Origin of the sequence: Streptomyces sp. NPDC046876, from assembly GCF_040645035.1 — a bacterium.
Classification (GTDB): domain Bacteria; phylum Actinomycetota; class Actinomycetes; order Streptomycetales; family Streptomycetaceae; genus Streptomyces.
Genome location: NZ_JBEYXK010000051.1, coordinates 26,540 through 48,687, shown reverse-complemented (window position 1 = coordinate 48,687; position 22,148 = coordinate 26,540). Strand labels below are relative to the sequence as shown.

General features: G+C 73.0%; 18 protein-coding genes. 9 read left to right on the top strand and 9 right to left on the bottom strand.

Annotated features, from left to right (window positions below; translation table 11 throughout):
• Positions 1-189: 189 nt before the first annotated feature.
• Genes ABZ924_RS24270 through ABZ924_RS24260 form a run of 3 tightly spaced genes read left to right on the top strand, consistent with a single transcriptional unit; the run spans position 190 to position 2,242 of the window.
• Positions 190-1,101: an NUDIX hydrolase gene (locus ABZ924_RS24270; protein ID WP_361913463.1), complete on the top strand. Its 912-nt coding sequence runs from the start codon at positions 190-192 to the stop codon at positions 1,099-1,101.
• Positions 1,098-1,943 (top strand): MBL fold metallo-hydrolase, encoded by an 846-nt coding sequence (locus ABZ924_RS24265; protein WP_361913460.1) that lies wholly within the window; start codon positions 1,098-1,100, stop codon positions 1,941-1,943. The genes ABZ924_RS24270 and ABZ924_RS24265 overlap by 4 nt, the downstream gene beginning before the upstream one ends.
• Positions 1,940-2,242: a hypothetical protein gene (locus ABZ924_RS24260; RefSeq protein WP_361913458.1), complete on the top strand. Its 303-nt coding sequence runs from the start codon at positions 1,940-1,942 to the stop codon at positions 2,240-2,242. Before ABZ924_RS24265 ends, ABZ924_RS24260 begins: the two co-directional genes overlap by 4 nt.
• Here ABZ924_RS24260 and ABZ924_RS24255 read toward each other — a convergent pair.
• Positions 2,239-3,066, bottom strand: coding sequence for a nucleotidyltransferase domain-containing protein (locus ABZ924_RS24255; protein ID WP_361913455.1), 828 nt, complete (start codon positions 3,064-3,066; stop codon positions 2,239-2,241). The genes ABZ924_RS24260 and ABZ924_RS24255 overlap by 4 nt on opposite strands.
• Before the next feature lie 158 nt (positions 3,067-3,224).
• Positions 3,225-3,899, bottom strand: a complete 675-nt coding sequence (locus ABZ924_RS24250) for a Crp/Fnr family transcriptional regulator (protein WP_014046869.1) — start codon at positions 3,897-3,899, stop codon at positions 3,225-3,227.
• 182 nt (positions 3,900-4,081) lie between these two features.
• Between ABZ924_RS24250 and nth the strand changes: the two genes are divergently transcribed.
• The 3 genes from nth (at position 4,082) to ABZ924_RS24235 (ending at position 7,164) form a co-directional block, all read left to right on the top strand.
• A complete protein-coding gene (nth, locus tag ABZ924_RS24245; RefSeq protein ID WP_361913452.1) occupies positions 4,082-5,032 on the top strand; it encodes an endonuclease III in 951 nt (316 codons plus the stop codon).
• A gap of 121 nt (positions 5,033-5,153) precedes the next feature.
• A complete protein-coding gene (locus ABZ924_RS24240) occupies positions 5,154-5,948 on the top strand; it encodes a CoA pyrophosphatase (RefSeq protein WP_361913449.1) in 795 nt (264 codons plus the stop codon).
• Between the two features lie 13 nt (positions 5,949-5,961).
• Positions 5,962-7,164, top strand: coding sequence for a MarP family serine protease (locus tag ABZ924_RS24235; protein ID WP_361913447.1), 1,203 nt, complete (start codon positions 5,962-5,964; stop codon positions 7,162-7,164).
• Between the two features lie 381 nt (positions 7,165-7,545).
• Here ABZ924_RS24235 and ABZ924_RS24230 read toward each other — a convergent pair whose 3' ends face one another.
• From ABZ924_RS24230 to ABZ924_RS24210, 5 genes are all read right to left on the bottom strand, one after another.
• A complete protein-coding gene (locus ABZ924_RS24230; RefSeq protein WP_361913444.1) occupies positions 7,546-8,502 on the bottom strand; it encodes an alpha/beta hydrolase in 957 nt (318 codons plus the stop codon).
• Positions 8,499-8,957 (bottom strand): phage holin family protein, encoded by a 459-nt coding sequence (locus tag ABZ924_RS24225; protein WP_361913441.1) that lies wholly within the window; start codon positions 8,955-8,957, stop codon positions 8,499-8,501. Before ABZ924_RS24225 ends, ABZ924_RS24230 begins: the two co-directional genes overlap by 4 nt.
• Before the next feature lie 87 nt (positions 8,958-9,044).
• Entirely contained in the window at positions 9,045-10,466 is a 1,422-nt protein-coding gene (gene nhaA, locus ABZ924_RS24220) for a Na+/H+ antiporter NhaA (protein ID WP_361913438.1), read from the bottom strand.
• A gap of 234 nt (positions 10,467-10,700) precedes the next feature.
• Entirely contained in the window at positions 10,701-12,698 is a 1,998-nt protein-coding gene (gene acs / locus ABZ924_RS24215) for an acetate--CoA ligase (RefSeq protein ID WP_361913435.1), read from the bottom strand.
• Between the two features lie 168 nt (positions 12,699-12,866).
• Complete coding sequence (locus tag ABZ924_RS24210) at positions 12,867-15,431, bottom strand: SulP family inorganic anion transporter (RefSeq protein WP_361913432.1); 2,565 nt, start codon at positions 15,429-15,431, stop codon at positions 12,867-12,869.
• 257 nt (positions 15,432-15,688) lie between these two features.
• On the opposite strand from ABZ924_RS24210, the gene ABZ924_RS24205 reads away from it, so the two are divergent.
• Positions 15,689-16,990 (top strand): hypothetical protein, encoded by a 1,302-nt coding sequence (locus tag ABZ924_RS24205; RefSeq protein WP_361913429.1) that lies wholly within the window; start codon positions 15,689-15,691, stop codon positions 16,988-16,990.
• On the opposite strand, the gene ABZ924_RS24200 is transcribed toward ABZ924_RS24205, so the two are convergent.
• A complete protein-coding gene (locus tag ABZ924_RS24200; RefSeq protein ID WP_361913426.1) occupies positions 16,944-18,008 on the bottom strand; it encodes an ATP-binding protein in 1,065 nt (354 codons plus the stop codon). The two genes, ABZ924_RS24205 and ABZ924_RS24200, sit on opposite strands and share 47 nt — an antisense overlap.
• A gap of 109 nt (positions 18,009-18,117) precedes the next feature.
• On the opposite strand from ABZ924_RS24200, the gene ABZ924_RS24195 reads away from it, so the two are divergent.
• The gene (locus ABZ924_RS24195; protein ID WP_361913423.1) at positions 18,118-18,942 is read left to right on the top strand and encodes an oxidoreductase; all 825 of its coding nucleotides are present in this window, start codon (positions 18,118-18,120) and stop codon (positions 18,940-18,942) included.
• A 451-nt stretch (positions 18,943-19,393) separates the two neighbouring features.
• Here ABZ924_RS24195 and ABZ924_RS24190 read toward each other — a convergent pair whose 3' ends face one another.
• Complete coding sequence (locus tag ABZ924_RS24190; RefSeq protein ID WP_361913478.1) at positions 19,394-20,263, bottom strand: HAD-IB family hydrolase; 870 nt, start codon at positions 20,261-20,263, stop codon at positions 19,394-19,396.
• A 544-nt stretch (positions 20,264-20,807) separates the two neighbouring features.
• Between ABZ924_RS24190 and ssd the strand changes: the two genes are divergently transcribed.
• Positions 20,808-22,010 (top strand): septum site-determining protein Ssd, encoded by a 1,203-nt coding sequence (gene ssd, locus ABZ924_RS24185; protein ID WP_361913475.1) that lies wholly within the window; start codon positions 20,808-20,810, stop codon positions 22,008-22,010.
• The last annotated feature ends 138 nt before the right edge of the window (positions 22,011-22,148 follow it).

Genomic DNA, 22,148 nt, shown 5'->3' with positions numbered 1-22,148 from the left:
GCCCCAGACCCCGCGCCTCAATCGCCGGCGAGGCTGGGAATGCCGGCCCCCGGCTTCAATCGCCGGCGAGGCTGGGAATGCCGGCCCCCGGCTTCGAACGCCGGCGGGGCGGCCGGGACGGGCCGGCCGAGCCGCCGGGCCGCCGGGCGGGGCCTCGAACATCGGGGCGGATGGTCGTAGCATCCCCGCATGCCCAACGGTGAGCAGGGACAGCAGCAGACAGACGGACCCACCCCCGCCGGAGGGCAGTGGTATCCGCCGGAGTGGCCCGACCGGATCCGCGCCCTCGCGGACGGCACCCTCGTGCCCGTGGAGCCCAGACGGGCCGCAACCGTGATGCTGCTCCGCGACACCCCCGCAGGCCCGGCCGTGCACATGCTGCGCCGCCGCGCCTCCATGGCCTTCGCGGGCGGCGCGTACGCCTACCCCGGCGGCGCCGTCGACCCCCGCGACGAGGACCACCTCGTCGGCTGGGCCGGCCCCGGCCGGGCGGAGTGGGCGGCCCGCCTCGGCACGGACCCCCGTACCGCCCAGGCCATCGTCTGCGGAGCCGTCCGCGAGACCTTCGAGGAGGCCGGCGTCCTCCTCGCCGGCGAGACCCCCGACACCGTCGTCGGCGACACCACCGGCGACGACTGGGAGGCCGACCGCCAGGCCCTCGTCGCCCGCGAGCTGTCGTTCGCCGCGTTCCTCGACCGCCGCGGCCTGCGCCTGCGCTCGGACCTGCTCGGCGCGTGGGCCCGCTGGATCACCCCGGAGTTCGAGCCGCGCCGCTACGACACCTGGTTCTTCGTCGCCGCCCTCCCGGAGGGCCAGCGCACCCGCAACGCCTCCACCGAGGCCGACCGGACCGTCTGGATCCGCCCGGCCGACGCCGCGGACGGCTACGACAAGGGCGAGCTGCTGATGATGCCGCCCACCATCTCCACCCTGCGCTCGCTGGAGCCGTACGCGACCGCCGCCGCGGCCCTCGCCGCCGCCTCCGGCCAGGACCTCGCCCCCGTCCTCGCGCAGGCCGCGCTGGAGAACGGCGAGGTGGTGCTCAGCTGGCCCGGCCATGACGAGTTCACCAAGCGCGTCAGCTTCGGAGGTACGGCATGACCGACGCCGCAGCCCTGCCCGGCCAGCCCCGCGGGGTGGTCGCCTCCGGTCCGGCGACGGCCCGGGCCGTCAACATCCTGGCCCCGAACCCCTCGGCCATGACCCTCGACGGCACCAACACCTGGCTCCTCTCGGAGCCCGACTCCGACCTCGCCGTCGTCATCGACCCCGGCCCGCTGGACGAGGCACATCTGCGCGCGGTCGTCGACACCGCCGAACGGGCGGGCAAGCGCATCGCGCTGACCCTCCTCACGCACGGCCACCCCGACCACGCCGCGGGCGCCGGCCGCTTCGCCGAGCTCACCGGAACCAAGGTCCGGGCCCTGGACCCGGCCCTGCGCCTCGGCGACGAGGGCCTGGCCGCGGGGAACGTCATCCGCACCGGCGGCCTGGAGCTGCACGTGGTGCCCACCCCCGGGCACACCGCCGATTCGCTCAGCTTCCACCTGCCCGCCGACCGCGCCGTGCTCACCGGTGACACGATCCTCGGCCGCGGCACCACGGTCGTCGCCCACCCCGACGGGCGCCTCGGCGACTACCTGGACTCCCTGCGCCGGCTGCGCTCCCTGACGGTCGACGACGGCGTGCACACGGTGCTGCCCGGCCACGGTCCCGTCCTGGACGACGCCCAGGGCGCGGTGGAGTTCTACCTCGCCCACCGCGCCCACCGGCTCGCCCAGGTCGAGACCGCGGTGGAGAACGGATTCACCACGCCCGAGGCGGTCGTCGCCCAGGTCTACGCCGACGTGGACCGGTCCCTGTGGCCCGCGGCGGAATGGTCCGTGCGGGCGCAGCTGGAGTACCTTCAAGATCACGGACTGATCCCGGGGGGACCTGAATGACCAACGTGCTGCTGTTCGCGCTGCTCGCGGTCGCCGGCGGGCTCGCCGCGTCCACGTCCCTGCGGACGCGGGCCCTGGAGCGCCGCGCGGAGCGGGCGGAGCGCCGCCTCGGCCTGCTCCTGGACCACCTGGGCGTCGAGGAGCCGGAGCCGGCGGGTCTGGACGAGGTACGGGCCCTGCTGCGCGCCGGCCGCACGATCGAGGCGATCAAGGCCTACCGGGGCCTCACGGGCGCCGGCCTGGCCGAGGCCAAGCAGGCGGTCGACGCCCTGGCGCAGCGCGAGCACGCCCGGCCCTAGGACGCGGCCGCCGCGCCGTCTCGGGGCGACTTCGTGCCGAGGCGGGCGGTGTACTCCTGCGCGAGCCACGGTCCGAGGTCCTCGAGGAAGTCCTGCAGCACGGCCGGATCGGCGGTGGGCTCCAGCGCCACCGCGGCCGCGGCCCGCATCTGCGCGGCCCGCTCCGGGTAGTACCGACCGAAGATCTCCGCGGACTCGGCGAGGTCGCTGGTCCAGCCGCCCCACCGCGGCATGACCAGCGTGAGGCCGGTGCGCACCAGGTGGCGGGAGACGCCGCGGCTCAGCCGGAGCAGCTCCTCGGGGGTCGCGGCGTCGGCCAGGCGCCGGCGGAACCGGGGCAGCAGGGCGGCGAGGTCGCCGTTCGCCTCGCGGGCCAGCTGCGCGTCCGGACGGTAGCGCGGCAGGTGCTCGGCCAGGTCGTCGCCGAGCAGCGGGGTGCACAGGCAGGCCAGGAACCAGCCCAGGTCGTAACGTTCCTGCTCGCTCAGCAGCCGGTCCTTGCCGTACAGCAGCACCCCGACGCCGTCGATCTGCGCGAACTCCTCGTCCAGCGTGCGCCCCAGCACCTCGGCGGTGTCCCGGTCCTCCCCGTCCGGCTCGTGGTGCAGCGCAAGCAGCAGGTCGAGGTCGGAGCGCCCCGGGCGGGCCGTGCCGCGCGGTACGGACCCGTACAGGTAGGCGCTGTGGAGCCGGGCCCCGTACGCCTCGGCGATCCGGGTGCGCGCGGCGGCGACCACCGGGGCGAACGGCTCCTGTACCCGGCCGAGGGAGCCCTCCCGCTCGAAGTACCCGTCTGCGTCAAGTCCCGCTCTCAGCTGCCCCATGGGCCTACTGTGCCCTGCGAGGCCCGTGGGGCGGCCTACGGGGGTCGTAGCAGCACGAAGGGGCCCCGCCCGGGCTTACGGGCGGGGCCCCTGTCGTACAGGTGCGTACGCGGGCTCGTGCGGGCGCCTGCTGCGCGGCCCTACGGCGGACAGCCGGGTCAGCGCGAGCGCTTGGCCAGCCGCTCCACGTCCAGCAGGATCACGGCGCGGGCCTCCAGGCGGAGCCAGCCGCGGCCCGCGAAGTCGGCCAGGGCCTTGTTCACGGTCTCGCGCGAGGCGCCGACGAGCTGGGCCAGCTCCTCCTGCGTCAGGTCGTGCACGACGTGGATGCCCTCCTCGGACTGCACGCCGAAGCGGCGCGACAGGTCCAGGAGCGCGCGGGCCACGCGGCCCGGGACGTCGGAGAAGACCAGGTCGGACATCTGGTCGTTGGTCTTGCGCAGGCGGCGGGCCACCGCGCGCAGCAGCGCGGTCGCGACCTCGGGCCGGGCGTTCAGCCAGGGCTGGAGGTCGCCGTGGCCCAGGCCCAGGAGCTTGACCTCGGTCAGGGCGGTGGCGGTGGCGGTGCGCGGGCCCGGGTCGAACAGCGAGAGCTCGCCGATCAGCTCGCCGGGACCGAGGACGGCCAGCATGTTCTCGCGGCCGTCGGGGGAGGTCCGGTGGAGCTTGACCTTGCCCTCGGTCACGACGTACAGCCGGTCACCGGGGTCGCCCTCGTGGAACAGGGCGTCACCGCGTGCGAGAGTCACCTCGCTCATGGAGGCGCGGAGCTCCGCGGCCTGCTCGTCATCGAGCGCCGCGAAGAGCGGGGCGCGCCGCAGAACGTCGTCCACGAGTCTCTCTCCTATGTCGACCGGCTCAGGGGACCGTGTTCCCCATTTTGCCGGACGGCTCAAACAGTGCGATCAATCACAAGGATGCCGGACGGACGGGCATGCTGTGCGGCGAGAGGCCAATCGGGGTGGTGTTACCTGAGGTCCGGGCGGGTGTCGGCGCCCGGCCTTAGGCTGGCCGGGTGTCCAATAAGCCGGTGAGAGCACAGGCCATGGGGTCCGCGGGAGTGACGGCCGCGGCCGATTCAGCTGTGGGCGAACAAGCCCCCAAGAGGGCGCCCGGGCCCCGGAAGAAGGCGCCCGAGTCGCCCGAGAAGGCCGCCCCGAAGCAGCCGGGCAAAGCTTCGGCCAAGAAACCGGAATCCCGCCTCGCCATGGTGCGCAGGGCCCGCCGGATCAACCGGGAGCTGGCCGAGGTCTACCCCTACGCCCATCCGGAACTGGACTTCCGGAACCCCTTCGAGCTGCTGGTCGCGACCGTCCTGTCGGCCCAGACGACCGACCTGCGCGTCAACCAGACGACTCCCGCGCTGTTCGCCGCGTACCCCACGCCCGAGGACATGGCGGCGGCGGTGCCGGAGGAACTGGAGGAGCTCATCCGGCCGACCGGGTTCTTCCGGGCGAAGGCCAAGTCCCTCCTCGGCCTCTCGCAGGCCCTGCGGGACGACTTCGGCGGGGAGGTCCCCGGGCGGCTGGAGGACCTGGTGAAGCTGCCGGGTGTTGGCCGCAAGACGGCCAACGTGGTCCTCGGCAACGCGTTCGGCGTCCCCGGCATCACCGTCGACACCCACTTCGGCCGGCTGGTGCGCCGCTGGAAGTGGACCGAGCAGCAGGATCCGGAGAAGGTCGAGGCGGAGATCTGCGCGATCTTCCCCAAGAGCGAGTGGACGATGCTCTCGCACCGCGTCGTCTTCCACGGCCGCCGGATCTGCCACGCCCTCAAGCCCGCCTGCGGCGCCTGCCCGATCGCCCCGCTGTGCCCGGCCTACGGGGAGGGCGAGACGGATCCGGAGAAGGCGAAGAAGCTCCTGAAGTACGAGAAGGGCGGCAAGCCCGGCCAGCGGCTGAGCCCGCCGCCGGACTACCCGGGCCTGCCGGCCCCGCCGCTGGGCGGCGACCCGGCGGCGTCCTGAGCAGGGCGCGGGCCGGCGCCGCCTGCGACGGCGGCCCGCGCAGGAACGAATCCGGCCCGGGGCGGCGTTGTCCCGGTGTCGGGACGGACTGGGCCGGAAACGGCAGGGAGCAGGGGTGCCTATGACGCGCGGAGCGCGGGACGACAGCAGCGTGGCCGAGGCGGCGGCGCCACCGGTCGGGAGCGGGCGGGACGCCGCCGACGCGAGCGGCCACGGCGGCCACGGCAGCCACGGCGGCCGCGACGGGTACGACCTCCGGCTGAACACCCGGGACCTGCCCGAGTGGCTCGACCCGGTCGTCGAGGCGGTGCGGACGGTCCGGCCGACCCAGCTCAGCCGGTTCCTGCCGCCCGAGGACGGCCGCGGCCGCCAGTCCGCCGTCCTGATCCTCTTCGGCGAGGGCCCCAAGGGCCCCGAACTGCTGCTCATGGAGCGCGCCGGCAGCCTGCGCTCGCACCCCGGCCAGCCCTCGTTCCCCGGCGGCGCCCTCGACCCCGAGGACGGCGACCCCCACACCACCGGTCCGCTGCACGCCGCACTGCGCGAGGCCGAGGAGGAGACCGGGCTCGACCCGGCCGGCGTCCAGCTCTTCGGCGTGCTGCCCCGCCTGTACATCCCGGTCAGCGAGTTCGTCGTCACCCCGGTGCTGGGCTGGTGGCGCGATCCCAGCCCGGTCGGCGCCGTGGACCCGGCCGAAACCGCCCGTGTCTTCACGGTCCCCGTGGCGGATCTCACGGACCCCGCCCACCGTGCCATGGCCGTCCACCCGAGCGGCCACCTCGGCCCCTCCTTCACCGTCAACAACGCTCTGGTCTGGGGTTTTACCGCCGGAGTGATCGACCGCCTGCTGCACTTCGCGGGGTGGGAGCGCCCCTGGGACCGATCGAGGCAGGTCCCGCTCGACTGGCGCGCATGAGACGGTGACCCACGTGAACGTGCTGGACATCCTGCTGCTGGTCGCTGCCGTGTGGTTCGCGATCGTCGGCTACCGCCAGGGGTTCGTCGTCGGCATCCTGTCGGTGATCGGCTTCCTCGGCGGTGGCCTCATTGCCGTGTCCCTGCTCCCGCTGATCTGGGACCGGGTGACCTCCGAGGGAACCCAGGTGTCCACCACGGTCGTGGTGTTCGCCGTCGTCGTGATCATCGTGTGCGCCTCGATCGGACAGGCCCTCACCACCCATCTCGGCAACCGGGTCCGCCGCCACATCACGTGGTCGCCCGCGCGCGCCCTCGACGCCACCGGCGGCGCCCTCGTCAACGTGACCGCGATGCTGCTGGTGGCCTGGCTGATCGGCTCGGCGCTCGCCGGGACCTCGCTGCCCACCCTGGGCAAGGAGGTCCGCAACTCCAAGGTGCTGCTCGGGGTGTCGCGGGTCCTGCCCGCCCAGGCCAACACCTGGTTCTCGGACTTCACCTCCACCCTTGCGCGCAGCGGTTTCCCGCAGGTGTTCAGCCCGTTCTCCAACGAGCCCATCACCGAGGTGAAGGCGCCCGATCCGGCCCTGGCCAAGAGCCCCGTCGCCGAGGCCTCCAAGCGCTCGATCGTGAAGGTCGTCGGCACCGCGCCCAGCTGCAGCAAGGTGCTGGAGGGCACCGGCTTCGTCTTCGCGCCCGGCAAGGTCATGACCAACGCCCATGTCGTCGGAGGCGTCTCCGAGCCGACCGTGCAGATCGGCGGCGAGGGCAAGCTGTACGACGGCAAGGTCGTGCTCTACGACTGGGAGCGCGACATCGCCGTCCTGGACGTGCCCAAGCTGAAGGCGCCGGCCCTGGAGTTCACCGACAAGGACGCCGCGAGCAGCAGCGACGCGATCGTCGCCGGGTTCCCGGAGAACGGCGCGTACGACGTCCGCTCGGCCCGCGTCCGCGGCCGGATCAACGCCAACGGCCCGGACATCTACCACCGCGGCACCGTCCGCCGCGACGTCTACTCGCTGTACGCGACCGTCCGCCAGGGCAACTCCGGCGGCCCGCTGCTGACGCCCGACGGCCGGGTGTACGGGGTCGTCTTCGCGAAGTCCCTCGACGACCCGAACACCGGCTACGCGCTGACGGCGGACGAGGTCCGCGACGACATCCGGATCGGGAAGGTCAGCGACCGCCGGGTCGACAGCCAGGGCTGCGCCCTCTGAGCCGACCCGGGCGGCCCGTCGGCCCGTACGTCCCCCGGCCGCCCTTCAGCCCGTACGGCGCACGGCCGCGCGGCAGCCGCTAGGTCCGGGGATGGCGCAGTCGCGCCGACACCCAGCGGGCCCGGCGGCGCAGGATGCGCGGAATCCCGAGCCTGGGGTCGTGGCCCTCGCGGCCCGTACTCCCGTGTGCGCCCGGCGTCGCTGCCGGGCGGCGGTCGCGTGCGGTGTCACCGTGGTCGTGCGTCCAGCCCATACAACGAGCTGTGCCCGGGCCCCAAGGTCGGTAACCCCGTCCGGCGCGGCCAATTGGCCTATGCGCCGGGCAATTGAACGTTCGTAGGACCGTCGTACGGACGGTCCGTCAGGTCGCCGACCGGACCGTCAGCGGTCCGGTTCCGGGTCCTTGAGCCAGTTCACGAGCTCGGTGGAGAAGGCCACCGGGTCCTCCTCGTGCGGGAAGTGCCCGAGCCCGTCGAACAGCCGCCAGCGGTACGGGGCTTCGACGTACTCGCCGGATCCGGCGGCACTGCGCGTACGCATCACGGGGTCGAGCGAGCCGTGCAGGTGCAGGGTCGGCACCCGGACCGGCATCTTCATCCGGCGGTTGAACTGCAGCCCGTCGGGCCGGGCCATGGACCGCATCATCCAGCGGTACGGCTCGATCGAGCAGTGCGCGGTGGACGGGATGCACATCGCCCGCCGGTACACGGCGAGGTCCTCCTCGGCCCCGTCCTCCTCGAGCCGCGGCCCGGACCACTCCCGGATCAGCTCCCCGACGAGCGCCCCGCCGTCGGCGACGAGCCGGCGCTCGGGGATGAACGGCCGCTGGAAGCCCCAGATGTGCGAACTGGCCCGGGTCTGGCCGAAGTCCGACAGCATGGCCGAGCGCCAGCGCCGCGGGTGCGGCATCGACGACACGACGAGCCGGCGCACCAGCTTGGGCCGCATCACGGCCGCCGTCCAGGCGAGGTACCCGCCCAGGTCGTGCCCCACGAGGGCGGCGTCCGGCTCGCCGAGGGAGCGGATGACCCCGGTGATGTCGAGCGCCAGGTTGGCGGGGTCGTAGCCGCGCGGGGTGCGGTCGCTGCCGCCCACCCCGCGCAGGTCCATGGCGACCGCGCGGTACCCGGCGTCGGCGAGCGCGGTCAGCTGGTGCCGCCAGGTCCACCAGAACTGCGGGAAGCCGTGCAGCAGCAGCACCAGAGGGCCGTCGCCGAGCTCGGCGACGTGGAACCGCGCCCCGTTGGCGGCGACGTCCCGGTGCGTCCAGGGTCCGTCGAGGCGCACCGCCGTCGCGGCGGTGGGCGGGGGGCTGGAGTCCGGTGCGGTCGCTGTCATGAGGACGAGCGTGCCACACCCACGGCCTGGTCACTCACCGGCCGCGGATGCGGCTTGACGGTTCCGATGACCGCCGCGGTCTGCTTGACCGAGGCGATGGTCCTCTCCGGCGGGGTGACCTTCTTGAACTTGGACACGGCGAAGAGCGAGAGGATGCCCGCGAGCAGCAGGAACGCCACGCCCACGATCAGGAAGGACCAGGCCAGGCCGAGCCCGAGGTTGTGGATCCCGTACGCGGCGGCGAAGCTCAGCACCGGCAGGGAGAAGAGCGCGAACACCCCTCCGATGGACAGGGTGATGCCGCCGACGCCGGCGCGCTTGACGTCCTGGCGGATCTCCGCCTTGGCGAGGGCGATCTCGTCGTGCACCAGGGCGGACATCTCGGCGGTGGCCGAGGCGACCAGCTGGCCCAGTGTGCGCTCGGCTCCCTGCGCCCCTTGGTCCACTGCGCTCATCGCTTGCTCCCTCTGTCGTCTGCCGGCTGCTGCTGTCGGGCGCTGCGGCCGCCGGCTGTCCTCCGTCGGTCACTGCGTCAGTTCAGATCATGCCGGACGGTCGCCGCCCGTGCTGGACCCGGCCGCCCCTTCGGCCGTGGCGGCGGCCGCCGCGCGGGCCTTGCGGCGGTGCTCGGCGGCCTTCTCCTCGTGGATCCTGGCCATCCGCAGGTGGTACGCGGGGTTCTGCTCCTCGTAGATGTCCGGGATGCCGTCGTGGTCCTCGTCGCGCTCCTCGGCCTCGGTGAGGGCGCGGTACCTGCGGTCGCGGAGTTTGAGCAGGACGCAGGCGAGGACGGCCGCGATCAGGGAGCCGATCAGGACGGCGGCCTTGACCTCGTCGGTGAGGGTCTCGTCGCCGGCGAAGGCCAGTTCGCCGATCAGCAGCGAGACGGTGAAGCCGATCCCGGCGAGCGAGGCGACGGCGAAGACGTCCGGCCAGGCGAGGTCCTCGCTGAGCGATGCCCTCGTGAAGCGGGCGGCCAGCCAGGTGCCCCCGAAGATGCCCACCGCCTTGCCGACGACCAGGCCGAGGACCACGCCGAGGGTCTCGGGCCGGGTGAAGACCTGGGCGATGGCCTCGTCGGACAGCGAGACCCCTGCGGAGAACAGGGCGAACAGCGGCACGGCGAGCCCGGCCGACAGCGGCCGGACCAGGTGTTCGATGTGCTCGCCGGGGGATTGCTGCTCGTCGCCGGTACGGGTGCAGCGGAGCATCAGGCCCATGGCGACGCCGGCGATGGTGGCGTGGACGCCGCTGTTGTACATGAGGCCCCAGATGACCAGGGCGAGCGGGACGTACACGTACCAGCCGCGGACGCCCCTGCGGAGCAGGAACCAGAAGAGGACCAGGCCGGCCACGGCGCCGCCGAGGGCGAGGAAGTCGATCGAGCGGGTGAAGAACACTGCGATGATCAGGATGGCGAAGAGGTCGTCGACGACCGCGAGGGTCAGCAGGAAGGCGCGCAGGGCGGACGGCAGCCAGGTGCCGATCACGGCGAGGACGGCGAGGGCGAAGGCGATGTCCGTGGCGGTCGGGACGGCCCAGCCGGCCATCGAGCCGTTCCCGGCGGTGTTGACGAGGGCGTAGACGCCGGCCGGGACGGCCATGCCGCAGACGGCGGCGATGACGGGGAGGGCGGCGGCCCTGGGGTCGCGCAGGTCGCCCGCCACCAGCTCGCGCTTGAGCTCGATGCCGGCGACGAAGAAGAAGACCGCGAGGAGGCCGTCGGCGGCCCAGTGCTGGAGCGACAGGTCCAGGCCGAGGGCCTCCGGGCCGAGGTGGATGTCGCCGACGGCCTTGTAGCTGTCCGCCAGCCCGGGGGTGTTCGCCCAGATCAGGGCGGCGACAGCGGCCGCGAGGAGCAGGACCCCGCCGACCGTCTCGGCGCGCAGGGCGTCGGCGACGAAGCGCCGCTCGGGCAGGGAAAGCCTGCCGAGGAGCTTGCGGCTGGAGCTGGGCGCGGCCACGGGGGAACCTCCGGTTGGTCGACGGCATGGCGAAGCTCGTGCCGACCAGACTTCCCGGCGCACCCTGTGGACTTTCTTTGCGGTTCCAAGATTTTACAGGGCGGACGCAAGGGGCTTATCCGGTGATCTTCACCTTATGTGCGAAAGGGGCATCCGGCGCGATGTGCGCCGGATGCCCCTGGTCGGCGGGCATGCCGTCCGTCAGCGGCCGCGGGTCCGCTGACCGCCTCGGGGTCAGTCCTCGCTGGACGCCGTCGGCAGCTTGCTCTGGATCAGCTCCATGACGGAGGAGTCCGCGAGCGTGGTGACGTCGCCGACCGCGCGGTTCTCCGCGACGTCGCGCAGCAGACGGCGCATGATCTTGCCCGAGCGGGTCTTGGGCAGCTCCTGGACCGGAAGGATCCGCTTCGGCTTGGCGATCGGGCCGAGCGTGGCGCCCACGTGGTCGCGCAGCTCGCCGACCAGGCCGGCCGTCTCGGCGGCGCTGCCGCGCAGGATCACGAAGGCCACGATGGCCTGGCCGGTGGTCTCGTCGGCCGCGCCCACGACCGCCGCCTCGGCGACGGAGGGGTGGGAGACGAGCGCCGACTCGACCTCGGTGGTGGAGATGTTGTGGCCGGACACGAGCATCACGTCGTCCACCCGGCCCAGCAGCCAGATGTCGCCGTCCTCGTCCTTCTTGGCGCCGTCGCCCGCGAAGTACCGCCCCTCGAAGCGCGACCAGTACGTGTCGACGAAGCGCTGGTCGTCGCCCCAGATCGTGCGCAGCATCGACGGCCACGGCTGGGTGAGGACCAGGTAGCCGCCACCGCCGTTGGGGACCTCGTTGCCCTCGTCGTCCACGACCGTGGCGCCGATGCCCGGCAGCGCGCGCTGCGCCGAGCCGGGCTTGGTCTCGGTGACGCCGGGCAGCGGGGAGATCATCATCGCGCCGGTCTCGGTCTGCCACCAGGTGTCCACGATCGGGCAGCGGTCACCGCCGATGTGCTTGCGGTACCAGATCCACGCCTCGGGGTTGATCGGCTCACCGACCGAGCCGAGCACGCGCAGGCTCGACAGGTCGAACTTCGCCGGGATGTCGTCACCCCACTTCATGAAGGTGCGGATCGCGGTCGGCGCGGTGTACAGGATGGTGACCCCGTACTTCTGCACGACCTCCCAGAACCGGCCCTGGTGGGGGGTGTCCGGCGTGCCCTCGTACATCACCTGCGTGGCGCCGTTCGCGAGGGGCCCGTAGACGATGTAGGAGTGCCCGGTCACCCAGCCGATGTCGGCGGTGCACCAGTAGACGTCCGTCTCCGGCTTGAGGTCGAAGACGGCGTGGTGGGTGTACGCGGCCTGCGTGAGGTAGCCGCCGGAGGTGTGCAGGATGCCCTTGGGCTTCCCCGTGGTCCCCGAGGTGTAGAGGATGAACAGCGGCTGCTCGGCGTCGAAGGCCTGCGGGGCGTGCTCGGCGGACTGGCGGCCGACCACGTCGTGCCACCACAGGTCGCGGCCCTCGGTGAAGGCGGTGTCCTGGCCGGTGCGGCGTACGACGAGCACGTGCTCGACCTGCGGGCACTTGGCGACGGCCTCGTCGATGGCGGGCTTGAGGGCGGAGGGCTTGCCGCGGCGGTAGCCGCCGTCGGCGGTGATGACCAGCTTGGCGTCGGCGTCCTGGATGCGGGAGGCCACGGCTTCCGCAGAGAAGCCGCCGAAGACCACCGAGTGCGCGGCGCCGATCCGGGCGCACGCGAGCATCGCGACGACGGCCTCGGGGATCATCGGCAGGTAGACGGCGACCCGGTCGCCGGCCTCGACACCCAGCTCGGTCAGGGCGTTCGCGGCGCGGGAGACCTCGTCCTTGAGCTCGGCGTACGTGATCGCGCGGCTGTCGCCGGGCTCGCCTTCGAAGTGGATCGCGACCCGGTCGCCGTTGCCGGCCTCGACGTGCCGGTCCACGCAGTTGTAGGCGACGTTCAGCCTGCCGTCGGCGAACCACTTGGCGAAGGGCGGGTTGGTCCAGTCGAGCGTCTCGGTCGGCTCGACCTCCCAGGTCAGGCGGCGGGCCTGGTCGGCCCAGAAGCCCAGCCGGTCCGCCTCGGCCTGTGCGTACGCAGCCGACGTCACGTTGGCGGCGGCGGCCAGATCGGCAGGCGGTGCGAACCGCCGCTCCTCCTTGAGCAGATTGGCCAGGCTCTCGTTGCTCACGACATCTCCCTTTCCCAGGGTGTCCGTTGTGTCCCCGGGCATAGCTCATCAGTCGGACGCCCCAGGTGACAAGGGGTAGCCCGAAATTGGTGTAGACCTATTTCCACAGGGGCCCCGTGCGCACGAGTGGCCCCTCCCCGCTGCAGGGTGCGGGAAGGGGCCAAACGATGGCACGGATACCGGAGGGTATCGGTTCAGGGCGCGCCGGACTCAGGCGTGTTGGCCGACACTGTCAAAAACCCGACAGTCGAAGAAATCCTCGCCCTCGGACAGCAGGTAGGCCTGCGCCTCGCCCACGTGGAAGTACATCCCGTGGAGCTCCAGCGTGCCGTCGGCGAGCCGCCGGGTCACCGACTCGTGGGCCCTGAGGTGCTCCAGCTGCTGCACCACGTTGGTCAGGCACAGCTGCTCCACGGCGTCCGCGGGGAGCCGGCCCGCGATCCGGGCCCAGGCGTGGTGGCGGCTGGCCATCCGCTGCAGGCTCGGCACGCCGTGCCGCAGCCACCGGGTCAGCGGCGTGGCCGGGTCGCCGGGCGCGGCGTTGAGCAGGGCCTGCATGGCGCCGCATCCGGAGTGTCCGCACACCGTGATGCTGTCCACCCTGAGGACGTCCACCGCGTACTCGATGGCTGCCGCGACGGAGTCGTCCGCGCTCTCCGCGCCCGGCAAGGGGACCAGGTTGCCGACGTTGCGGACGGTGAACAGGTCACCCGGGCCGCTGGCCGTGATCATGCTGGTCACCAGGCGGGAGTCCGCGCAGGTCAGGAAGAGCTGCGAGGGCCGCTGCCCCTCGCGGGCGAGGCGGGCCAGCTCGTCGCGGACGTGCGGGGCGGTGTCCCGCTGGAAGGCGGTGATCCCGCTGGCCAGGCGGCGGGCCCCGCGGCTGCGCGGGGCGGGCGTCGCGTGCGGGACCGGCGCGGTGGGCGCGGTGGGCGCGGCGGGCGTGGTGGGGGGGAGGGGCGTGGCGGGTGCGGCGCTGTCGCCGGCGGGCTCGGCGGTGGCCGGGGCCGGCAGCGTACGGCCGCTCTCGGCCTGGTGGTCGCAGTGGTTCTTCCACGGGGTCCAGGGGCGGCAGCAGTGGTGCCCGTCGCGCTGGGCGGCGCGGACGCGCGCGCTGTGCCCGCCGTGGCCGCTGTGTCCGCCGTGGCCACTCTGCCCGCTGTAGCTGCTGTGCCCGGGGTGTGCGTTGTGTCCGCCGTGTGCGTGGTGGCCGCCCTGTTGCCGCCCGTGCCCGCCGCCGCCGTCGGACCCTCCGGTGTCCGCGCTGTGGTCCCGTTCCGCCGAGCGGCCGGTCACCTCCAGCGAACCGCCGTGCGCCAGATGGGAGTCCTGCCAGTCCTGGAGCGTCTCGTACGCCGCGTGGTCCATGAACGAGCCGTCCAGCTCGAGCACCACATGGCCCGTGTGGGGGATCTGGTTCAGCGTCCGGCTCAACCGCGGTACCGCGAGGAAGGTCAACTGCCCGCGCACCCACACGTGGTGGGTTCCTTCCCGCGCCTCCACCGTGATGCGGGTGCGGGCCAGCCGGTGCAAGGCCAGCACCACGGCGACCGCGATGCCGACCGCGACCCCTTCCAGGACCCCGCCGAGCACCACCGCCGCGATGGTGGTCGCGTACACCACGGCCTCGCGGTGCCGGGTGACGCTGCGCAGGTGCGTGATGCTCACCATCTGTACGCCGACCGCCGTCACGAGCGCGGCCAGGGCGGCGAGCGGGATCAGGTCGAGGACCGGGACCAGGAGCCCGGCCGCGAGCACGATCCACAGCCCGTGCAACATGGCCGAATTGCGACTGGTCGCACCGGACTTCACGTTCGCCACGCTCCGTACGGCCACACCGGTGATCGGCAGCCCGCCGAGGGCCCCGGAGACGATGTTGGCGGCCCCTTGGCCGCGCAGCTCCCGGTCGAGGTCGGCCCGCCGCGGCCGGTTGCCCGTACGCCGCTCGGAGGCGATCAGCTTGTCGGTGGCCACCGCGGACAGCAGGGATTCCACGCTGCCGACCAGGGTGATGGTCAGTACTGCGGCGAGGAGGCCGAGCACCGGGCCCTCGGGCAGCTGGGGCAGGGCGTGGCTGCGCCAGGACGGCAGGTCCACCCGGGGCAGGGTCAGCCCGGCCAGCGAGGCGAAGGCGGTGGCGGTCGCGACGGCGGCCAGCGCGGCCGGCACCGTACGCAGGGCGCGGCCCACCCGCCCGGGCAGCCGCGGCCAGCCGAGCAGGACGGCGAGGGTCAGGGCGCTGACGCCGAGGGCGGCCGGATGGATGTCTGCCAACTGCGCGGGCAGACCGCGGACGTTGGCGACGGCCGAGCTCTGCGGCGTGCCGCCGAGGACGATGTGCAGCTGGGCCAGGGCGATGGTCACGCCGATGCCCGCGAGCATGCCGTGCACGATCGCGGGGCTCACCATCAGCGCCGACCGGGCGGTGCGCAGCGCGGCCAGCCCGAGCTGGCAGACGCCGGCCAGCACGGTGATGGCGCAGGTGGTGCGCCAGCCGTAGCGCTGGATCAACTCGGCGGTGACGACGGTGAGTCCTGCGGCCGGTCCGCTGACCTGGAGGGGCGCACCGCCCAGGCGCCCTGCCACGAGCCCGCCGGCGGCCGCGGCGACCAGCCCGGCCTGGAGCGGGGCGCCGGTGGCCAGGGCGATGCCGAGGGAGAGCGGCAGGGCGATCAGAAACACGGTCAGGGAGGCCGAGAGGTCCGCCGCGAGGTCGGGGCGGGACCGGGCGGCGGCGGGCTCTTCGGCGGGGCGCTGGGGAGAGGTGGCTGTCACGGGTCCCGTCTCCTCTGGGAGGGATGAAGCGGCGGGATGAAGCGGCGGAGTCTCAACACTCAGTAAATGAAAGGTAATGGAGAGTAAAGGGCGGCGATAGGTAATACGAGCAAATGGCTCACGGATTCCCACCGGTGGGTGATTAAGCATTTTGTCCGGCAAGTCACATCCTCACCGGGGTGTCCGGCGTGGGACGTTGCGGCGCGGAAGCGAACTCCCACGGGGAACCGCGGGCAACTGCGAGAAGAGGTGGACGGATGATCGCCGCCACGAAGAAGACCGCCGGCGGCCTGGTCGCCATGGCGCTGGTGCTGGGCGCCGCCGGGTGCAGCGCCTCCGACTCCCCGGGGGCGGCCCGGGGCCCGGGCGGCCGCAAGGGCGCCGCCGCTCCCGAGGCCCCCAGCAGCGTGAAGCGGCTCATCGGGGACGGCTCGACCTCGTACACGGGCCCGCAGCCGAACGTGCGCAAGCCGCAGAAGCTGGGGGCCGGCGAGAAGCCGCCGCAGTTCGTGGTGTTCTCGTGGGACGGGGCCGGCGAGGACGGCCAGAGGCTCTTCTCCCACTTCCGCGAGGTGGGCCGGAAATACGACGCCCGCATGACGTTCTTCCTCAGCGGCCTGTACGTGCTTCCTGAGGAGAAACGTTCCCTCTATACCGCCCCGCAGCACGGGTCCGGCCGCTCCGACATCGGCTTCGGAGACCTCCAGGGCATCAAGGACACCGTCACCCAGCTGCGTGCGGCCTGGCTGGAGGGCAACGAGATCGGCACCCACTTCAACGGTCACTTCTGCGGCCCGGACGGCGGCGTCGGCACCTGGTCCGTCGAGGAGTGGAAGAGCGAGATCGAGCAGGCCAAGTCCTTCGTCAAGAACTGGAAGACCAATGCGGGCCTGAAGGACGTGGAGGCGCTCCCCTTCGACTACGACAAGGAGCTGATCGGCGCCCGCACCCCCTGCCTCGAAGGCCAGAAGAACTTCATGCTCGCCGCCCGGAACATGGGCTTCCGATACGACTCGAGCGGCATCGGCAAGCAGATCTGGCCGAAGAAGACCGACGGCCTGTGGGACATCCCGCTCCAGCTGGTGCCCATGCCCGGGCGTGCCTTCGACACGCTGAGCATGGACTACAACTACATGGTCAACCAGTCCGGAACGACCACCCAGGGCGACGCCTCGCAGCACGCGTACTGGGGCGCCCAGATGCGCGACGGCCTGCTCCAGGCGTTCGCGCGGACCTACGGGGGCAACCGCGCGCCGCTGATCATCGGCAACCACTTCGAGTCCTGGAACGGCGGCACCTACATGCGCGCCGTCGAAGACGTCATCAAGAACGTCTGCACCCGGCCGGAGGTGCGCTGCGTGCCCTTCCGCGAGTTGGTCGACTGGCTGGACGCCCAGGACGCCGGGACCCTGGAGCGGCTGCGCACCCTCGACGTCGGCGAGGCACCCAAGGAGGGCTGGACGAAGTTCCTGACGGCGGGGCCGCCGGCCAAGCCGGCCGCCCCCGCCGGGGTCAAGCCGGCTGCGGAGCAGGCCGAAGGGGGCCAGAGCGGGGAGTAGCACCGCCGGCGGCGCCCCCCTCCGCATGCGCACTCGTGTCCGCGCCCGTTCCGGTGTCCTCCCGCAGGACGAAGCCGGGGTCGACCTGGGCCGCCAGGTCGACCCCGGTCCTGGAGTTGCCCCAGCTCTCCGCGTTCCGCAGGTGGAAGTGCACCATCTGCGCGGTGTACCGCTCCCAGTCGCGCAGGGCGTACGAGCCGTCGGCCGCCACGCGCAGGGTCTCGAGCGCGGCCCGGTTGTCCGCCTCCAGCAGCTCGAAGGCGGGCGGCCGGCCCTTCTCCATCGCCCGGACCCAGTCGGAGTGCCCGACCGTGACCAGCAGGTCCTCGCCGACCTCGTCGCGCAGGAACGCGAGGTCGTCCGCCCCCTGCACCTTGTTGCCGACCACCTTCAGCGCGACCCCGAAGTCCCGCGCGTACTCCTTGTACTGGCGGTAGACGGAGACGCCCTTGCGGGTCGGCTCGGCGACCAGGAACGTCACGTCGAAGCGGGTGAACATGCCCGAGGCGAAGGAGTCCGAGCCGGCGGTCATGTCGACGACGACGTACTCGCCCGGGCCGTCGACCAGGTGGTTCAGGCACAACTCCACCGCTCCGACCTTGGAGTGGTAGCAGGCCACCCCGAGGTCGGACTCGGTGAACGGGCCGGTGGCCATCAGCCTCACGGCCCGCCCGTCGAGCGCGATGCGGCGCGCGCAGGCGTCGTACACCGGGTTGTCCTCGGTGACCCGCAGCAGCCGCGAGCCGGTGCCGGGCGGCGTCGTCTTGATCATTGAATCGGCGGACGCGATGCGCGGGTTGGATCCGCGCAGGTACTCCTTGATCAGCGGCAGGTGCGCGCCGAGCGCGGGCAGCGCCGCTGCCTGCTCCTCGTCGAGCCCGAGCGCGGCGCCCAGGTGCTGGTTGATGTCGGCGTCCACCGCGACGACCGGGGCCTCATGGGCGGCGAGGTGGCGGATGAAGAGGGAGGACAGCGTGGTCTTGCCGCTGCCGCCCTTTCCCACGAAAGCGATCTTCATGTTCACCAAGGGTAGCCGCTCGGTTGCTTTCTGTGGCGAGAGTGAGTGAAGAAGACCACTCCAAGGAGGGGTCGGTGCTATGGGCGTGGAGTGCGTAGGCTCCCTACTTATGAGTAGTGCTGCTGACCCGCTGGCCGCCCTGGGCGCGCTCCCGGGCGTCTCCGAGAGCGTGGACTCCGTACGCAAGGCCGTGGACCGGGTCTACGGACACCGGGTGATGCGCCGCCGCAGCGGGGAGATCACCTCGGAGGCCGCGCTGCGGGCGGCCCGCGGCAGCGCGGCCCTGTCCGGAGCGGACTGGGCGCTGGAAGAGGTGCGCCGCCGCACCGACTTCGGCGCGGACGCGGAGGCGCGCACGGTCGGCGCCGCGCTGCGGCTGACGGCGGAGGCCGGGCAGCTGCTGAGCATCTGGCGCCAGTCGCCGCTGCGGGTGCTGGCGCGCCTGCACCTGGTGGCGACGGGGACCGCCGCCGACGGCGATGTGGTGGGCCGGCCGCGCCTGGCCGGCGAGCCGGTGGACGAACCGCTGCTGGCCGACGTGCCGCTGCCCTCGGCCGACGAGGTCGCGGGCCGGCTGGACGGGCTGTCCCGGCTGGTCATCGCGGGCAGCTCGGCCCCGGCGCTGGTGGTCGCGGCCGTGGTGCACGGCGAGCTGCTGGCGCTGCGCCCGTTCGCCTCGTACAACGGGCTGGTCGCGCGGGCGGCGGAGCGGATCGTGCTGGTCAACAGCGGTCTTGACCCCAAGGCCATCTGCCCGGCCGAGGTCGGCCACGCGGAGCAGGGGCGCGAGGCGTACCTGGCCGCCTTCGCCGGCTACGTCTCCGGGACCGCGGAGGGGATGGCCGAGTGGATCGCCCACTGCGGGCGGGCCGTGGAGCTCGGCGTCCGCGAGTCGACGGCGGTCTGCGAAGCCCTGCAGCGCGGCGCGGCCTGAGGGGCGGGGTGCGGGTCGGGCACGAGGTTCCGGGTCTCGGGCCCGGAACAGGGTTGCGGCGACACCGTCAAGCTCTGGTGTCGCCGCTGGCATTTACGCCCAGTTACCAAGCGTCCTCGATAGTGCCCATCAGGTCGGGAACTTTGCCCGGTTACCTGGTGCGGCTGGCCCGTAATCGACGGGTCGACGTCGCGTGGGTGCTCGGCGTTCATGCGATTCGGTCCGTGGGCCTTACTGCGTTTTAAAGATGATCCTCTCGGATGTTCTTTGGTCTCGCGGGCCGTGACTCCTTTGTACTCCGCTTGGGTGTGAAGCGGAACCCCTGGCCACTTTTTTTACTTTCCGGCACGCAGTGGGGCGAACCGGGCAGGTTCGTTCGTGCAGGTCGGCGGGCCGCAGGGGCGCACGGGCGAGGGCTTGCCGGCCGCCGCCGAGGCGGCGGTCGAGCGTGTCAGGCGGAGGCGGCCGCGGTGGCTGCGGCCGCGGTGGCGGCAGCGGCGGCGGACAGGGCGCCCGCACGGCGGCGGCTCGCGTACCAGACGAGGCCCGCCGTCGCCGCGGCCGCGCCCACGGCCGCGGCGGCGACCAGGGCCGGCCGCGCCGGCATGGACAGCCCGGGCAGCCGCTGCTTCAGGCGGACCGGCCGGTTGAAGACCAGCACCGGCCACTCGCGGGCCACCGCCTCGCGCCGCAGCGCGCGGTCGGGGTTGACCGCGTGCGGGTGGCCGACCGCCTCCAGCATCGGGATGTCGGTCACCGAGTCGCTGTAGGCGTAGCAGCGCGAGAGGTCGTAGCCCTCGGATTCGGCCAGCTCCCGGACCGCCTCGGCCTTGGTGGGCCCGTAGGCGTAGTACTCGATCTCGCCGGTGAAGCAGCCGTCCTCGCCGATGACCATGCGGGTGGCGACCACCCGGTCCGCGCCCAGCATCTCGCCGATCGGCTCGACCACTTCCGCGCCGGACGTCGACACGATCACCACGTCGCGGCCGGCGGTGTGGTGGGCCTCGATGAGCGACGCGGCCTCGTCGTAGATCAGCGGGTCGATGAGGTCGTGCAGGGTCTCGGCGACGATCTCGCGCACCTGCTGGACGTTCCAGCCCTTGCACAGGGCGGACAGGTACTCCCGCATCCGCTCCATCTGATCGTGGTCGGCGCCGCCGACCAGGTAGATGAACTGGGTGTACGCGGTACGCAGCACGGCCCGGCGGTTGATCAGGCCGCCGTGGTAGAAGGACTTGCTGAACGTCAGAGTGCTCGACTTCGCAATGACCGTCTTGTCCAGGTCGAAGAACGCTGCGGTGCGGGGCGACGAGTGCGGCAAGGGCTGGATTTCCACGCCCCGAGCATATGCGCCCACCATTCGGCGTAAGGTGTGGCGCGTGGGTTTGCCTGAGAGGCCTCTCGGGTACACCATGGAAGTCACGGATCGTTCGCGACCGTGCTAACCCGGTCTGGCTCCTCCCCCCCCGAGTCGGACCGTGGGGACGACCCCCGCTCTCCCCCCCGGCGGGGGTCGTCGCATGTCCGGACGCGGTTTGCGTCCTTCCCTCCGGTGCCAAGTGCCCGCTCCTGCGGTCCTCCTGCCTTGGCGGGCCCGCGCGGCGAAGGCCCTCACCCCTCCCCCGGTCGTCACGGTGCGTAGTCGTTCCGCCGCACTGGGGAACTCACCTGTGGGGGTGACGGAGTTATTCACAAGGCTCCCGTTGTCCACAGTTTTCGAGCAAGATCCACTTCTTTTTCCGGATCGCCGCACGGTGATTCCAGCCGCGAAGTCCGCGGTGGCTGGCATTTGCGGTGAGAAGGGGGCGGAGATCGTGGCTGGATCGAAGTCGTGCGAACTGGCGGAACGGATCGGGACAGGCGGAATCAGGTCGGCGGGCCGCGGGGGCGCGCCGGGCGCCGGCGGCGGGCGGCCGCTGATCCTCACCGAGGACCCGTTGCTGCTGGACGATCTGCTGCGGCTGTGCGCCGCCGCCGGGGCCGAGCCGCATGTGCTCCATGCGGTGCCCGGGCAAAGCGGAGGCGGGAGCGAGGCCGGCGGGAGCGGTGACGGCGGAGGCGGAGGCGGCAGTGGTGCCGGTGGTGCCGGGGGCGGCGGCAGTGGGGGAGGCGCAGTCGGTTGGGACTCCGCGCCGCTTGTGCTCGTCGGGGACGACGCCGCCCGGCGCGTCCGCGGGGCCCCGCGCCGGCCGGGGGTGCTGCTCGTCGGGAGGGATCCGGACGACCCCCTCGTGTGGCAGCTGGCGGTGGAGATCGGCGCCGAGGACGTGCTGCGGCTCCCCGACGCCGAGGCACTGCTGGTCGACCGCATCGCCGACGTGGTGGAAGGCGCCGGACGGAGCGCTCTGGCCGTCGGGGTGATCGGCGGCAGCGGAGGCGCCGGCGCCTCCACCCTCGCCTGCGCCCTCGCCCTGCGGGCCGCCCGAGCCGGGGAGCGCACCATCCTCATCGACGGGGACCCCCTCGGCGGCGGCATGGACGTCCTGCTCGGCGGCGAGAGCGCCGACGGCCTGCGCTGGCCCGACCTCGCCGGATCCCGCGGCCGGGTCGCCGCCGGCGCCCTGGAGGAGTCCCTGCCCGAGCTGCACGCCCTGCGGGTGCTGAGCTGGGACCGCGGCGACCGGGTGGCGGTGCCGCCCGACGCGGTGCGCTCCGTGGTGGCCGCCGCACGCCGCCGGGGCGGGGTCGTCGTGGTCGACCTGCCCCGCCGGGTCGACGAAGCCGTCGCCGAGGCCCTGGCCCAGCTCGACCTGGTGCTGCTGGTGGTTCCGGCCGAGCTGCGGGCGGTGGCCGCCGCGGGCCGGGTCGCGGCCGGGGTGCGGATCGCCGCCCGGGACGTGCGGGCCGTCGTACGGGGCCCCGCGCCCGGTGGACTCGATGCCGAAGCGGTGGCGGGGCTGCTGGGCGTCCCGCTGGCCGGCGAGGTGCCGCTCGAGGTGGGGCTCCCGGGGCGCGTCGCCGACGGGGAGCCGCCGGGGGCGCACGGCCGGGGCGCGCTGGCCCGGTTCTGCGACGGCTTCTGGCGCCGGGTGCTCGGCCCGGCCGCCGCCCGGGGGGTGACGGCATGAGCGCGGTGCTCCTGGATGCGGTGCGCCGCCGGCTCGCCGAGAGCGGGGCGGAGCCGACCCCGGCCCGGGTGGCCGCGGCCCTGCGGGCGCCGGGCCGGCGGGGCGGGGAGGCCGAGGAGGGGGGGGGGGGAGAGTACG